This is a genomic window from Rossellomorea vietnamensis (assembly GCF_001305855.1).
In the GTDB taxonomy this organism is placed as follows: domain Bacteria; phylum Bacillota; class Bacilli; order Bacillales; family Bacillaceae_B; genus Rossellomorea; species Rossellomorea vietnamensis_A.
Genome location: NZ_LIXZ01000005.1, coordinates 203,163 through 218,139 on the forward strand (window position 1 = coordinate 203,163; position 14,977 = coordinate 218,139).

Here is a 14,977-nt window from a genome sequence, read left to right on the forward strand (position 1 = left end):
TTTGTTTGTAAATTTTCAAATATTTCTATGTCTGATGCAGCTGATCATTTTCAACAGAGGAACCTTCCATGAGATCCCCGGGAATTTCTGTGGGCAGGACTTTTCCCTTACATCACGAATGAACGAACGGTTATACAAAACATATACAAAAAGAGGGACGGACCTTGACTCCTAGGAGCTGCTCCTAGGAATCGAGGTCCGTCCCTCCTAACATTACTCTGTAATGATGATTGGTTCGTTTTGTGTGATGATGATGGTGTGTTCGATTTGGGCGACAAGGCTGTTGTCTGGTGTGATGTACGTCCAACCGTCACCTTTTTCCACTACGTTTTGGGCATTGGTGGAGATGAATGGTTCAAAAGCGATGACCATTCCCTCCTTCAAGAGTGCATTATCCCATGGGTCGAAGTAATTCAGGATATGATCCGGCTTCTCGTGCAGGGAACGCCCTATACCGTGACCAGTCAAGTTCATGATGACCGTATAACCATTTTTTCTAGCTTCATTATTCACGGCTTTTCCAATCCCGTTTTGTTTAGAACCGGCTTTTGCCCTTTGAAATCCTGCTTGGAATGACTTTAATGCAGCGTCACATAAATCCTCCAGCTTGGGATCACCCGTTCCGACAACAAATGAAATGCCAGTATCTGCATAATATCCATTTTTTGATCCTGAAACGTCTATATTGACAAGATCCCCTTCGTTTATCACTCTTTCTCCGGGAATCCCGTGGGCCACTTCTTCATTAACACTGATACATGTATACCCCGGGAAGTCATATTCTCCTTTAGGACCTGAAATCGCGCCATTTTCTTCAAACATTTTTCCTGCGATATCATCAAGTTCCTTCGTCGTAACGCCTGGTTTTGTTTGAGAGCGCAATTCATCGCGGATCATTGCGACAATACGGCCAATTTCTTTTAATGCCTGTAAATCTTCATCAGTTTTGACTATCATAATATCTTCCTTCTCTTTTTGAATTTCCTTCCCTTACTATACATAAACCTAATCCATTTTTAAAGGGAAAGCCCCTGTCTATATTATATGTAACACTTCATGGTCAGCCCAAATTCCTTCATTTAGTTAGCTTCCCTTTAGTCAAATGATTTAATCAACAGAAAGAGTACGGGAATGACAAATGACATGATGGTTGCTGTTAACGCCATGGCAGCACCACTCACAGCCCCTTCTTTTTCTCCTTCTTTGATGGCTTGTGCCGTGCCAACCCCGTGGGATATGACCCCGAATGGAAGTCCCCTGGCAATAGGATGCTTAATTCCCATCCTCTTCAGGAGCGACGGAATGATCATTGCCCCTATCATTCCTGTGACGATGACGACCGTTGGAATGACCTCGATCTTTGCCCCGATTACGCTTCCGATGTTAACTGCAACAGGCGTCGTAATGGTCTTGATCAGTAATGAACGGTTCCACTCATCCGGAATCCCCAACCAGAGGCTGAGTGTATAGGATGCAAGCATGGACAAGCCGCTTCCAAACAGGATGCCCACTAAGATCGGCTGGAAGTTTCTCGAAAGCAGTTGTCGGTGCTGATAAAGTGGATACGCAAGGGATACTGTCGCAGGTCCAAGTAAATAAGTGATGAGTGAAGTGTCATGTGCAAATGTTGAATAGGAGATATCCATAGTGAGTAATGTGGCAATTATCGCAATTGTACTTAAGAAAATCGGAATCGTTAACGGATTGGGCCAACGTTTATGAATCTTGACACCCATTGAAAAATATAGAAGAGTGACGCCTATTGTAAGTAGAGACTTAATAAGACCGGTCATATTTCCTTTTCTCCTTCCATCTGATGAACCCTTCTGCTGAAATCGAAGTCGCCAAAAATCCAATCACACCGCTGACAATAAGGACGATAACCAGCTTCCAGCCATATTTGATAAAATAAGGACCGAGAACAATGGCGCTGACAGATAAGGGTAGGAAAAAGAAGGAAAAGTGTCTTAGATAGAATCCCGAACCATCCAACAGTAAACGCTCATTTAGTACCCCCGTTAATAATAAAAGAAATAATAGCAGCATCCCGATAATACTTCCAGGGATTGGCAAATGAAAGAATGAGGTACACCATTTTCCGATTTCATAAAATAAACAAAGAATCGCCATTTGTATAATGATCCGAACAGCCTGCATGTGCTTCTCCCCTCAACTATACTCTTCTCCCGATTTTATCACATTTGATGATGAGTTTGAGAGTAATAGAAAAGAGCATGGACATGGTCCATGCTCTAAGAATAGTACAGTATTATAAAACCTTTACGAACGCTTCTGCCGCTGCTTGACTTGATTGTGGATTTTGTCCAGTCACAAATTTCCCATCGGTGATGACGTGATCGCTCCATGCATCTGATTTTTCGAATTGAGCTCCCTGCTCCCTCAATTTTGTTTCTAATAAGAAAGGCATCAGTGAATCCAGACCGGTTTGCTGTTCTTCTTCGTTTGTGAAGGCCGTTAAGCTTTTTCCTTCAACCAGCCATTTACCATTAGATAACTTCGTTCCGACAAATCCGGCGGGACCGTGGCAGACGGAACCGATCGCTTTATCGTTTTCGGCAAAATGGACTAACGCCTGCTGTAGTTCAGGACTTTCAGGTAGGTCAAACATCGTCCCATGTCCACCTGGTAAGAAGATACCGACATATTCATTTACATTTAATTGGGAAAGGACCAGCGTTTGATCCAGTTCTTTAGTGATCCCTTTCCACTTCTCTACTTGTTCATCATCAAGGCTATTCGGATCCAACGGGATGCGACCGCCTTTCAAACTTGCTACATCTACTCCAAACCCTTGATTCTTAAATTCTTCATATGGTTCTGCGAACTCAGATAACCACAGACCAGTTTCGTGTTCATCATCAATCTTACTTTCGTTTGTTAAGACCATTAATATCTTTTTCAATGTATACCCTCCATTGTTTTCTCTGATTTCTTATCACTCTATTGTTTTATCCATTTCACATAAAAATAAACTTCTTTTTAAGCATACGTTCACGTTTCAGTGGTCTGATATAAGAAAACGACCCCTTCAGGGAAGGAGTCGTTTTAGCATTTACGTTAGTTTAGATCAAATTGGAATTGAATTTTTTTCTGATTGGCATCCCAGCTCAGATAAGCGGAGAATTCTTTTTCGCCTTTTTTAAATCCGTCAATTCGGTCGGACTTGCCTTCGGTTAATACCTTTTTGACGATTTTCTGTGTTATTCTCTTTGATAAGATGGTTTTAGAAATAGTAAAGCTGCATTTTGTACGTTGATAATTGGAACAACCATAGAATTTCCCTTTATCAATCACTTTTCCGCCACATTTCAAACAGTTGCCGATACTTGTTTTGGCAGCTCTTTTTCCGTTTCTTCCCTTTGTCCTCTGGATAGAATCTGTATCCAAATCCTCAAACTTCCATTGGGTGGATTCTTGAAGGGCGTTTTGAACAAGACGCTCACTTAATTTTTTTACTTGCTCCATAAATTCAGGTGCGGATGCGTGGCCTTTTCCTATCTCCTGCAGTCGCTGCTCCCATTTAGCCGTCATTTCTGCAGAAGCCAACACATTATCCCCTATGGCACGAATTAACACCTTTGCTTTATCAGTGGGAAAGACAATATTTTTTTGAATATCAATGTACTTGCGGTCTTTGAGCATTGTGATGATACCTGCACGGGTCGCTTCTGTTCCAAGGCCCTCTGTTTGTTTCAATACTTTTTCAAGTTCATCATTGTCCATATATTTACCTGCAGTCTTCATCAAGGTGATCAGTTGTCCTTCTGTATATCGTTTAGGGGGCTGTGTTTTCCCTTCTTTTGTAGCAACCTTCTTTACGATACCTTTATCCTGTTCTTGTACAGGCGGCAGAAGAGGTTCTTCTTCTTTTTCGTTTTGCATGAGAACCTTACGCCAGCCTTCCTGTAAGATCTGCTTTCCTTTAGAAACAAACTCTGCCCTTTCATCCACAACCGTCGAGATGGTCGTATAATTTATGATCGCTTTATCATGGTGTGCCGCAATAAAGCGTTTCACGACGACATCATAGATTTTCCTTTCATCTTCTGATAGGGAATGGGGATCTGTTACTTGTTCAGTTGGGATAATTGCGTAGTGATCCGATACCTTTGCTTCATTCACGAAACGTTTATTGTTCAGCAAGCTTGAATGAGGAGTCGGTATCCACTGATTGTAAGGGGTGAATTCTTTCAGTTTGTTCAGTATTTCAGGAAAGCTTTCAGCTTCACCTTTCGTGACATATTGTGAATCAGATCTTGGATAAGAGACGATCCCTTTTTGGTACAGTTTCTGAAGCACATCCAATGTTTTTTTAGGGGAGAACTTATACATTTTATTAATTGTTGCCTGCAGGGCTGAAAGATTGAATAGTAAGGGTGGTGCGAATTCCTTCCTCTCTGTGTTCAATTTGCTAACAGTTGCAGGTTTGTTTTGACAAAAAGAAGCAATTTTATCGGCAAGCTCGAGGGAATCAATTCGGCTCTCACCATCTTTTTGCCATATCCCTTCATAAGTGTGATCGCCTATGTGAAAGGTTGCTTTCACTTCCCAAAAGGGTTCGCTCTTAAATCGTTCAATCTCTTCGTCCCTTCTCACGATCAGGGCAAGAGTCGGTGTTTGAACCCTGCCTGCAGAAAATACATCGGACATACCCTGCTCTTTCAGGAGGATGCTGTACACCCTTGAAGCATTCATACCTACAAGCCAATCGGCACACGCTCTGGAATAGGCTTCAAAATAGAGGCTTCTCATTTCTGCTTCTTCGCGCAGACTCTCAAATCCTTGAACGATGGCTTTCTCGGTCAGGGAGGATATCCACAGTCTTTTCATCGGTTTCTGAACCTTGGACATGGAGATAATATTCCGAATGATTAACTCTCCTTCACGTCCTGCATCACCTGCATGAATAATTTCTGTGACTTCATTTTTTTCAAGAAGGTCTTTAATGACAGAGAATTGTTTTGCTTTAGCTCTCTGTAACTCATACTGAAATCTTAGGGGAATGATCGGAAGGTCGTCCAATGACCATTTCTTCCATTTGCTTTCATACTTCTCAGGGGCTTGAAGCTGAAAAAGATGTCCAACTGCCCACGTAATAAAAGCACCTTTAGGGAATACGTCGTTTGGGTGAATCTCGATATATCCTTGACGTTTCCTATGGGAAAAAGGCTTGGCAAGGGTCGCTCCCTGGTCCGGTTTTTCAGCTATTACGACTTTCATAACATTCTCCTTTTCATTTTTGTTGATTTTATCATTATATCATTTTCAAGAACTGTTGTTCTATTAAAATAAGGAATCGGACCTGTCTTGGATCCATGAGATGATTCGTGTATATGAGGGGTATATGGGTAAAAAAAGAAGGAGAGTAAACAGGGAATGGAAAGCATGTAACACAAAAATAAGGCCGATGAACAAACATCAGCCTTGTTTTGGCTTTTATTCAATAATTTGAAGTTCTTTTGGATAATTGGTTAACGTGGTGTACCCATCCTTGGTGATGAGGACGTCATCTTCAATCCTTACACCACCGATTTCAGGGAGGTAAATACCAGGCTCTATTGTGTATGTCATACCTTCCTTTAATATGCCATCATTTAAATGACTCATGGAAGGGAATTCATGGACGTTGATACCTAATCCATGCCCGATTCGATGTGGGAAGTAGTCACCGTATCCTGCATCTGTGATGATGTCACGTGCGATTTGATCCAGATCGCCTATACGATTGCCTGGCTTGCTTGCTTCTAAGGAAGCGAGCTCCGCTTTAAGGACCGTATTGTAGATTTCCTTTTGTTTCTCTGATACCGACTTATATGCAAATGTACGGGTAATATCAGAAGTATAGCCTTCAAGGACAACCCCTAGATCAAACAGGACGAAATCTCCTGCTTTCAGTTTGCGGTCTCCCGGATTACCGTGTGGATCTCCAGCTTTTTCTCCGAAAAGTACCATTGTAGAGAATGACATTTCACGAATTCCTTTTTTCTTTAATTCATATTCAATCTTCGCAAGGACCTCCATTTCGGTAATGCCTTCCTGAAGTGCACTTACACCTACTTCAACCCCAAAGTCAGCCATTTCAGCTGCTCGGCGCATGATCGCAATCTCACCGTCATCCTTGACGACACGCATTTCATTTAATTTATCTTCAACGTTCACCACATTAGGGGAGTCGAAAATGTTTAAAAACGCCTGACTGCGTCCATAGGTTACGACTTCATTTTCAAAGGCCACCCTGTTTCCATCAATTTTTCTTGACAGAATAGCGTCTTTAATAAAGTCCCAAGGATTTTCATGGTCTGAGTAGCCGATCACTTCGTTGCCCCAGCCGGCATCCTTCACTTGTCTCGCTTCCATTCCTGGAACGACTACAAATGGTTCGGCATCCGGAAATACGAACAGTCCCATTAATCGTTCATGTGGATCTGTGTGGAAATTCGTTAAGTAAAATACGTTTTCAGTTGAATTGATAAATGCTGCATCAATTTTCTCTTCTTTTAACCAATTTTTTAACATTTCCATGCGTTGCTTCATCGAGTATTCCTCCCAGAGTATCATGATGTTATGTAATCGTTTAATATGAGCATATCTATGCTAACATATTTCAAGGGAAGTTTAAAATAATTGTAGTATGGGGTTAGCTCTGTGTGTTTGACAAGGCAGGCTTTTCCTACCTCCTGCCTATAAAGGATGGAGTGCGTTTGTGATATAATCTGGAGTATACAGTGAATGTAGGGTGGGAGTGGCCACTTCCTTATAGAAGGAGGTGGTGCTTATAGTGACAACGTATGAGGCGTTAACGCTAATGATTACCTTTGGCTCTTTAATTGTCTCCATCATTGCCATAGTTATTTCAAATGACAAAAAGAAATAACCCCACCCTCATGAAGCGCCTAAACTTTGAAGGGTAGAGTTATGTTCCTTTCTCTATTGGGCCACTGCTTTCCTTGCAGTTTGCTGTGTAGCAAGAGACATTGGTTGCCGCCAGTGTCTCTTGTTTTTTATTATGCTCTCCTTTTAAGATAGTATATTTTCCAGCGGAACGCAAGATGTGGCCGAGCAAAAAAAGAAAGCCTATAGGAAATTCTCTAAGCCCTACAGATCAATAAACTGTTTCGGTTCTTTTTGGTTTACGAACAAAAGCCATGATGCCGGCGATTAAGAATAATAGTCCAGGAATGAAGCCGAATCCGATTGTTCCAAGTCCAATCACAAGCGCGGCTATGATAAACATGATACCGGATAGGACAGGCTTTTTATTTTTGACAATGGTCATAACAGCGATGATTCCAAGGATTGATGCGACTATGCCCAAGATCACGAGATAAGAACCCATCGATTCAGCTGTTTCCATGATGGCACTCATATCCCCTGCTGTCATCCCGGATTCCTGCAGATTCGGGTCACTTTCCATTCCTTCCTCGATTTGGGACATCACTTCCGGGCTGTTCATGCCCATGTTCAGTACGATTCCAATGATGGAAAATAATGCGGATAAGACAATTCCGATCACTCCCATAATGACTTCTCCAGTACGCTTTACCATTCTAATCTCTCCTTAATAGTTGTATTCTCTATAGTATATTGTGTTTCTTACTCATATAGGCCTCGAGGATAGATTGATCCTCAGGAAAGCAAAGGGGCAGATCATTTAACTCTCCGAATGAGATCCATTCAATCTTATGTATTAACCCATCGGGATCTTGAAGTGTTGCTTTTCCTCCAAGAAGTTGAACTTCGTAATATTGGATGGTAGTGGAAATATCCCCTTCACACCCCCATTTAGTGTAAAGATGTTTTCCTGCATTCACCCTATAACCGGTTTCTTCCCACACTTCCCTCTCACAACACTCGCTGAGGGTTTCCCCTATTTCAAGACCACCTGAAGGGACCGACCATCGTTTCTCTTCCTCTTCTTTTCCCTGTAAAACCATTAATAAACGCCCTTCATTCATACAAAGGGCAGATGCCCCTTTCCAATCGTACATTCATTCACCTCACTTCTGGTTGATTTCAACTTTCCCTTTTTCAAATGTCATCCCCTAGGAGCATATTCGCTCTTTTGACAAAATTCTCCTTCAATAGAATGAAATTCTTTATTTTCAGACTTCTATCGTTTCCTTTTCAAGATGAGATATAATTGCCTCATCTCTTTTACTAATATAGCAATATCAACATCTTCTCCTGAATATTATATAGGTAAGAAAACAAAAAAAGGGCTGGCTTCATCCCATTGAAGCCAACCTTTTAACGAGGAGTCGTGTCAATTTCTATTCTTACTCTACCTCAATGACCCTGGTCTCTCAACTTCCCTCAGAAGGGATATAAAGTTCTCTCAATAAATGAAATGCACGGTTTAGGCGGTTTCAGCTTCATTTCATATATTTATATAATTGTAAGCATAATTCATCATGCATGTTTTGAGAAAAGTATATTGGAGCAATGAATGAAAAAAACGGCAGAAAATTCATTCTGCCGTTTTTTCATTATGACTGTAAATCTACCGGTACCACTGCATTTTTCAATTCATTATTTAAATCCGAGGTGTATTTGTCTTTTTGTTCACTCGTCCAATTCAACAATTTAGACATCATCTCAATGACTGGTTCCTTCCACTTCTCTACCCATTCACGGTCAAAGAACAAAGCGCCTGTGCGTCGAATGAAGAAATCCACCGGTGTCGCAGCCATCTCTTCCTGAATCGCATAAATCAGCTGGGCGTACAAGTAAGGAGGGACGGACCTTTCATCCGTGGATCCACTGTAAGCATGAGCAAGCTTGAACAGCTGATCCACATTGGAGCCATACATTCCGGCAAGCTTTCGTCCCTCAGACTCTGTTAAACCATATTGAGTGGCTTCTCCTGCCTTTTGGTCGATGAATGATTGGAAATTCTTCGATCCTCCGACATGACCACCGGAAATCGGCATATGCTTTGTCGAAGATGCAGGGAACTTCTGCTTGTGTTCTTCTTTCAGACGTGTAGATACAAGGTCAACGACATGTTCCCCCATTTTGCGGTACCCTGTCAGTTTACCGCCTGCAATGGTGATCAGTCCGCTTTCCGCTTCCCACACTTCATCTTTACGGGAAATTTCAGAAGGATCCTTCCCTTTTTCAAATATCAGTGGACGAACGCCTGCCCAGCTGGATTCCACATCCTCTTTCCCCACTGACACATCAGGGAACATGAAGTGAATCGCATTCAAGATATAATCCCTGTCTTCTGATGTCATATGAGGGGATGCTTTCTCAGAATCAAAGAAAGTGTCCGTTGTCCCTACATACGCTTTCCCGTCACGCGGAATCGCAAATACCATGCGGCCATCCGGTGTATCAAAATAGACCGCTTGTTGCAGAGGGAACTTGCTTTGATCGATCACAAGGTGTACTCCCTTGGTCAGGCGCAGCTGTTTATTATTCGTACTGTAATCCTTCCCACGGACATCATCTACCCAAGGACCTGCGGCATTCACAATCTTAGATCCGCGAATTTCAATCGTTTCCCCTGTCATCAGGTCTTCTGCTTCGATTCCGACTACTTTCTTGTTGTCATAGAGGAATCGCTGTGATTTCATATAGTTTAGAACCGTTGCCCCATGAGCAACTGCTTCCTTCATGACTTCGATGGTTAAACGGGCATCGTCGGTCCGATATTCTACATAGTAACCTCCGCCCTTCAACCCATCTTTTTTAACAAGGGGCTCTTTCGTTAACGTTTCCGATACCGAAAGCATGGATCGCCTTTCACTTCTCTTGACACCCGCAAGGTAGTCATAGACCTTCAACCCGATCGATGTGCTGAATTTACCAAATGTTCCTCCTTTATGAAGGGGTAACAGCATCCATTCAGGAGTTGTGACATGAGGCCCGTTTTCGTATACGATTTCTCGTTCTTTTCCTACCTCGGCCACCATCTTGACTTCAAATTGTTTTAAGTAACGCAGTCCCCCGTGGACCAATTTTGTGGAACGGCTGGATGTACCTGCGGCGAAATCCTGCATTTCCACCAGGGCCACTTTCATTCCCCGTTTGGATGCATCAAGGGCAATTCCTGCACCGGTAATACCTCCCCCAATTACAATCAGGTCGAATTGGTCGGAAGACAGTGTATGTTTTACTTCTCTTCTTGCAGTACTTGAAAATGTCATAGTTGGTTCCTCCTAAGAATTAAAGAAATGATTTCTGCTCTTACTCTACTGTTTAACCATAAAAAAAGAGACCGAAACTAACATCATGGTCTAAATGTGCCATAATGCAAGTTTGGTCTCTCTTGGTCTCTAACCGTTTTATTAACTTGGATTCATTATATCATATGTTTCTCTTATTTAAAAGCCATAGCTGCTTTTACAGCCTTTTTCCAGCCATTATATAATTCTTCCTGTGTTTCCCCAGCCATTTCCGGTTCGAATTGTTTGTCTTTATTCCATTGTTTGGAGATTTCTTCGCGATCTTTCCAGAAACCGACAGCAAGTCCTGCAAGGTAGGCAGCACCTAATGCAGTGGTTTCATTGACCACCGGACGCTCGACGGGTACCGATAGCAAATCACTTTGGAACTGCATTAAGAAATCATTCTTGACTGCTCCTCCATCGACTCTCAGCTTCTTAAGGGAAATCCCGGAGTCCGCTTCCATTGCAGTCAATACATCCTTTGTCTGATAAGCAAGGGATTCCAGAGTGGCTCTTACAAAATGTTCCTTCGATGTGCCTCGTGTCAACCCGAATACAGCACCTCGAACGTCACTGTCCCAATATGGAGTTCCCAGCCCTACAAATGCAGGGACAACATATACACCATCCGTTGAGTCCACTCCCTTTGCATAATCCTCGCTATCCTTTGCATCTTTCAGCATGCGGAGGCCGTCGCGAAGCCACTGAATGGCAGATCCTGCAACGAAAATGCTGCCTTCTAGGGCATATTCCACCTTTCCGTCGATTCCCCAGGCAAGGGTCGTTAATAGACCATTATTAGACTTCACCGCTTTTTCACCTGTATTCATCAGCATAAAGCAGCCTGTCCCGTACGTATTCTTAGCCATGCCTTTCTCATAGCATGCCTGGCCGAATAATGCAGCCTGTTGATCTCCCGCTGCACCTGCAATCGGGATTTCCCGTCCAAAGAAATGATACGGAACCGTTTTCCCATACACTTCTGATGAGGGACGGACCTCTGGAAGCATACTCGCAGGCACACCGAGAATATCAAGGAGCTCTTGGTCCCATTTCAAGTCATGTATATTGTACATAAGTGTACGTGAAGCGTTGGAGTAGTCTGTTACGTGAGTCGTTCCACCTGACATTTTCCAAATCAGCCAAGTATCGATCGTTCCGAACAGAAGCTTTCCATCTTCCGCCTTTTGCTTTACACCTTCGACATTATCAAGGATCCATTTTACTTTCGTACCTGAGAAATAGGCATCAATCAGCAAACCGGTTTTATCACGGAAGGTATCGTTTAGTCCTTGTGACTTTAATTCCTCACAGATCCCTGCGGTTTGACGGGATTGCCACACGATCGCATTATAAACCGGGTCACCGGTCTCTTTATCCCATACCACTGTTGTTTCACGTTGATTTGTGATCCCGATTCCTTCGATCTGATCGGGTTTCACACTTGATTCCGATAAAACGCTTGCAATGACGGCAAGGACAGATCCCCAAATTTCATTCGCACTGTGTTCCACCCAGCCCGGTTTAGGAAAATGCTGAGTAAACTCTTTTTGTGCCGTATGAACGATTTCCCCTTTTTTATTAAAAAGGATGGCTCTTGAGCTTGTTGTTCCTTGATCCAAAGATAAAATGTACTTTTCCATTGATAACCCCTCCAAAGATTAATTTTCAGTAGATAATTGATGTACTTTTTTAGCTAAACTGGTCTTTCTGTCACTTGCGTAGGCAAGTCCAAGCACGGCAAGAAGTATCACAAGAACCACCCAGAAGCTTGTCGTAACTTGTCCAATGAAAACAGCTTTATAAAAGACGCCTCCAAAAGATCCCCCTAATACCGGTCCTACTACTGGAACCCATGAATATCCCCAGTTGGATGGTCCCTTTCCTGGAATCGGAAGTATGAAGTGAGCGATACGCGGTCCAAGGTCCCGGGCCGGGTTAATCGCATATCCGGTTGTACCACCGAGAGAAATCCCGATCGCGATGATAAGGAATCCGACGATAAATGGATTTAATCCGTCTGTAAAGGTATTCGCCCCTATGGATAATAATCCTACTACTAATACAAAAGTTCCAATGATTTCACTCAATAAATTTGAAAAATAATGTGGAATGGCTGGACCAGTAGCAAAGACTCCTAATTTCACACCTGGATCCTTTGTTGCGTGCCAATGGGGTAAAAAGTGTAAATATGTGATTGTTGCCCCGATGATTGCCCCGATCATTTGTGCGAGGATATACTCAGGTACATCGCTCCACGGGAAATCACCATTGAACGCAAGTCCCAATGTAACAGCAGGATTTAAATGTGCACCACTAAACTGTCCTACTGCGTAAACACTCATCGCAACACCCAATCCCCAGCCAAATGTAATGACGATCCAGCCGGCATTATATGCAAATGACTTCTTGAGATTTACATTGGCGCAAACCCCCGCACCGAAAATAATGAGTAATGCTGTACCTACCACTTCTCCTATAAATGCATTCATGCATCATCCCTCATTTCAATTAGATTTTGCTCTGAATCACTATGAGCTGATATCATCAATCGTTTTCCATACATGTAGAGCTTGCAGCACCATCGATTTTCAGGCTTTTATGGGGCTTTTTAGCTCGTTTACCCCATAATTGCATGTGATAATCCTATCAGTCCAGCGTCACCATGTTATCAGAGCCCGCCGAAAAAAAATAAAGAGACTCACGTAATATGCCCATCAATTGCAGGCACTTCACGTGAGTCTCTTCATCTCTTTCACAACGTATTAACTTGTCATTCATATTACTCCACTATGAAAGCGGTGTCAATGGGTTTTCATTATTTTTTATCTGTCAAAATGTTTCCATAGGACTCGATCAGAAGTTGTAATCGCCGTCGCTCCTGCCTCAAGTGCCGCCTCCACTTCATCCACTGTATCAATCAGTCCACCGGCAAAGATGGGCTTGCCTGTCTTGGTGCCTATTTCCTTAATGATTTTCGGAACGACACCGGGAAGAACCTCAATGAAATCGGGATCCGTCTTTTGGATTAATTCAATACTGCGGTTCATGGCACTCGAATCGATGACAAACATTCGCTGGGTGGCATACACTCCCTTTTGCCTCGCCTTTTTTATGACGTTTCCTTTAGTAGATATAATGCCATAAGGTTTGATTTCCTGGCAGACATATTCTGCTGCGTATTCATCACTCGCTAAACCATGAATGAGATCCAAGTGCAAAAACATCTTTCGATTCTCTTTACGGGCATATTCAAAAACACTTTTCAGCATCCCTACATGAAGGTCGAGGAATACACCGTATTGGAAAGAGGTTTCAAGCATTTTATCAAAGTCCTTCATTGACCTTATGGCTGGTAATATGTTTTGACCTTCAAAACTCAATGTCTTTCACTCCTTAATAGGTATATGCAAGTTTATACAAGGAGAAATTATACCATAGTTTGTTTTATTCTTTTCTACTCTTCATTTCCATTGAGAGCTGTCAATCGTTCTTACAGGTCTTGTTTTTCAAACTAGTCCCATAACGAAAATCCATTCATATCGCCCAATTCCCATTACGGAAAATGGCAATCTTTTTTCCATCGCGACAAACTCCATCAATATTCATAGCAGCAGAACCGATCATGAAATCTTCATGCACGACACTTTCATTGAGTCCCTTTTCTTCACGCTCTTCGTCGGATAAGATGTTCCCATCTTTGATACAAGTCGGATACGAGGAACCGATCGCTAAATGATTTGATGCATTTTCATCAAACAGTGTATTAAAAAATAGGACTCCGGAGTCTGAAAGGGGTGAATGGTGTGGAACAAGTGCCACTTCACCTAGATAAGCTGCTCCTTCATCGGTTTCGATTAATTTTTTTAAGATTTCTTCCCCTTCTGCAGCGGACACATCCTTAATTTCTCCATTAACAAATGTGAGGGTGAAGCCGTCTATCACATTTCCCTTGTAAGCAAGGGGCTTAGTACTCCTCACTGTCCCGTTCACTCCTGTTTTTATAGGGACTGTATATACCTCTTCTGTCGGCATATTGGCAATGAAGTTGGTACCCTGTGGGGTCTTGCTTGCACCGGTAAGCCAGAGATGATCTTCATGCAGTTCAATTGAAAGGTCCGTCCCTGTCGCGCTGTAGTGAAGGCTTTCGAGATTTAGTGAATTGAGTTGGTTGGCTTTATCGGTCAAGGTTTGGATATGGGATTTCCATGCGGAGACAGGGTCTGGTTGATCGATGCGGACCGAAGTGAAAATCCGTTCCCATAGACTGGCGACTCTTTCTGATGTCGGGAGTTCATGAAACACTTTATCCGCCCAACTCTGTGAGGGTATGGCGACGATGGACCAGCTGATCTCATCCTTTTCTATCGCTTCATAGAACCGATCAAGTGCATCCCCGCTCGCTTTCTCATAATTGAGTATCCTCTCTGGATCGATACCTTTCAGAAGATCCGGATCATTGGCCTCTATTTGCAGGAACGCACCTTTAACATCCACGACCCATTCATGCGCAGCGGCGAGCCAGCTCGGATATTCATAGAACACATCATCCGGTGCCATTTCATAATGCATTCTCAACATTTCTTCATCATACCATTGAACATGAACAATTCTTGCGCCTGCAAGATAGGCTTCCTTCACGACAATGCGAACAAAGTCTTCTGTTCCGAGCGGTGCTGAGATCCAAAGTGGTTGATCTTCTTGTATATTCACCCCGACCTTAACGGCCAGTTCTGCATATTGTTTTACTTTTTCTTGAAATTGTTTATGTATAGTCATTCTCA

14 protein-coding genes are annotated in these 14,977 nt (G+C 42.7%); 1 reads left to right on the forward strand and 13 read right to left on the reverse strand.

The window, feature by feature from the left end:
- Positions 1-213 precede the first annotated feature (213 nt).
- The 6 genes from map to AM506_RS08470 form a co-directional block, all read right to left on the reverse strand.
- Positions 214-957 (reverse strand): type I methionyl aminopeptidase, encoded by a 744-nt coding sequence (gene map, locus AM506_RS08445; RefSeq protein WP_060672052.1) that lies wholly within the window; start codon positions 955-957, stop codon positions 214-216.
- A 137-nt stretch (positions 958-1,094) separates the two neighbouring features.
- Positions 1,095-1,793, reverse strand: a complete 699-nt coding sequence (locus tag AM506_RS08450; protein ID WP_060672053.1) for an LrgB family protein — start codon at positions 1,791-1,793, stop codon at positions 1,095-1,097.
- On the reverse strand, positions 1,777-2,157 hold the full coding sequence (locus tag AM506_RS08455) for a CidA/LrgA family protein (RefSeq protein ID WP_060672054.1): 381 nt from the start codon (positions 2,155-2,157) through the stop codon (positions 1,777-1,779). The genes AM506_RS08450 and AM506_RS08455 overlap by 17 nt, the downstream gene beginning before the upstream one ends.
- Before the next feature lie 112 nt (positions 2,158-2,269).
- The gene (locus AM506_RS08460) at positions 2,270-2,923 is read right to left on the reverse strand and encodes a type 1 glutamine amidotransferase domain-containing protein (protein ID WP_235576079.1); all 654 of its coding nucleotides are present in this window, start codon (positions 2,921-2,923) and stop codon (positions 2,270-2,272) included.
- Positions 2,924-3,078: 155 nt separating this feature from the next.
- Positions 3,079-5,241: a DNA topoisomerase III gene (locus AM506_RS08465; RefSeq protein ID WP_060672055.1), complete on the reverse strand. Its 2,163-nt coding sequence runs from the start codon at positions 5,239-5,241 to the stop codon at positions 3,079-3,081.
- Positions 5,242-5,457: 216 nt separating this feature from the next.
- A complete protein-coding gene (locus AM506_RS08470) occupies positions 5,458-6,555 on the reverse strand; it encodes a M24 family metallopeptidase (RefSeq protein WP_060672056.1) in 1,098 nt (365 codons plus the stop codon).
- Positions 6,556-6,799: 244 nt separating this feature from the next.
- Between AM506_RS08470 and AM506_RS23130 the strand changes: the two genes are divergently transcribed.
- Positions 6,800-6,895: a putative holin-like toxin gene (locus AM506_RS23130; RefSeq protein ID WP_224940763.1), complete on the forward strand. Its 96-nt coding sequence runs from the start codon at positions 6,800-6,802 to the stop codon at positions 6,893-6,895.
- Between the two features lie 228 nt (positions 6,896-7,123).
- Here AM506_RS23130 and AM506_RS08475 read toward each other — a convergent pair whose 3' ends face one another.
- The 7 genes from AM506_RS08475 to AM506_RS08505 all read right to left on the reverse strand — a co-directional run bounded on the left by AM506_RS08475 (position 7,124) and on the right by AM506_RS08505 (position 14,972).
- Positions 7,124-7,567, reverse strand: a complete 444-nt coding sequence (locus tag AM506_RS08475; RefSeq protein WP_082386284.1) for a DUF4064 domain-containing protein — start codon at positions 7,565-7,567, stop codon at positions 7,124-7,126.
- A 28-nt stretch (positions 7,568-7,595) separates the two neighbouring features.
- Entirely contained in the window at positions 7,596-8,009 is a 414-nt protein-coding gene (locus AM506_RS08480) for an NUDIX hydrolase (RefSeq protein ID WP_060672057.1), read from the reverse strand.
- 498 nt (positions 8,010-8,507) lie between these two features.
- Positions 8,508-10,172, reverse strand: a complete 1,665-nt coding sequence (locus tag AM506_RS08485; RefSeq protein WP_060672058.1) for a glycerol-3-phosphate dehydrogenase/oxidase — start codon at positions 10,170-10,172, stop codon at positions 8,508-8,510.
- 173 nt (positions 10,173-10,345) lie between these two features.
- Positions 10,346-11,836, reverse strand: coding sequence for a glycerol kinase GlpK (gene glpK, locus AM506_RS08490; protein ID WP_060672059.1), 1,491 nt, complete (start codon positions 11,834-11,836; stop codon positions 10,346-10,348).
- A gap of 18 nt (positions 11,837-11,854) precedes the next feature.
- Positions 11,855-12,685, reverse strand: coding sequence for an MIP/aquaporin family protein (locus AM506_RS08495; protein ID WP_060672060.1), 831 nt, complete (start codon positions 12,683-12,685; stop codon positions 11,855-11,857).
- Between the two features lie 333 nt (positions 12,686-13,018).
- On the reverse strand, positions 13,019-13,576 hold the full coding sequence (locus tag AM506_RS08500) for a glycerol-3-phosphate responsive antiterminator (protein ID WP_060672061.1): 558 nt from the start codon (positions 13,574-13,576) through the stop codon (positions 13,019-13,021).
- 154 nt (positions 13,577-13,730) lie between these two features.
- Positions 13,731-14,972, reverse strand: coding sequence for an aminopeptidase (locus AM506_RS08505; RefSeq protein WP_060672062.1), 1,242 nt, complete (start codon positions 14,970-14,972; stop codon positions 13,731-13,733).
- Positions 14,973-14,977: the final 5 nt, after the last annotated feature.

Excerpts from the sequence above, each read along its gene's own strand:
- AM506_RS08465 (WP_060672055.1), bottom strand. The coding sequence starts at position 5,241 with ATGAAAGTCGTAATAGCTGAAAAACCGGACCAGGGAGCGACCCTTGCC.
- AM506_RS08475 (WP_082386284.1), bottom strand. The coding sequence starts at position 7,567 with ATGGTAAAGCGTACTGGAGAAGTCATTATGGGAGTGATCGGAATTGTC.
- AM506_RS08470 (WP_060672056.1), bottom strand. The coding sequence starts at position 6,555 with ATGAAGCAACGCATGGAAATGTTAAAAAATTGGTTAAAAGAAGAGAAA.
- AM506_RS08485 (WP_060672058.1), bottom strand. The coding sequence starts at position 10,172 with ATGACATTTTCAAGTACTGCAAGAAGAGAAGTAAAACATACACTGTCT.
- glpK (WP_060672059.1), bottom strand. The coding sequence starts at position 11,836 with ATGGAAAAGTACATTTTATCTTTGGATCAAGGAACAACAAGCTCAAGA.
- AM506_RS08495 (WP_060672060.1), bottom strand. The coding sequence starts at position 12,685 with ATGAATGCATTTATAGGAGAAGTGGTAGGTACAGCATTACTCATTATT.
- AM506_RS08505 (WP_060672062.1), bottom strand. The coding sequence starts at position 14,972 with ATGACTATACATAAACAATTTCAAGAAAAAGTAAAACAATATGCAGAA.
- AM506_RS08455 (WP_060672054.1), bottom strand. The coding sequence starts at position 2,157 with ATGCAGGCTGTTCGGATCATTATACAAATGGCGATTCTTTGTTTATTT.
- AM506_RS08480 (WP_060672057.1), bottom strand. The coding sequence starts at position 8,009 with ATGTACGATTGGAAAGGGGCATCTGCCCTTTGTATGAATGAAGGGCGT.
- AM506_RS08450 (WP_060672053.1), bottom strand. The coding sequence starts at position 1,793 with ATGACCGGTCTTATTAAGTCTCTACTTACAATAGGCGTCACTCTTCTA.
- map (WP_060672052.1), bottom strand. The coding sequence starts at position 957 with ATGATAGTCAAAACTGATGAAGATTTACAGGCATTAAAAGAAATTGGC.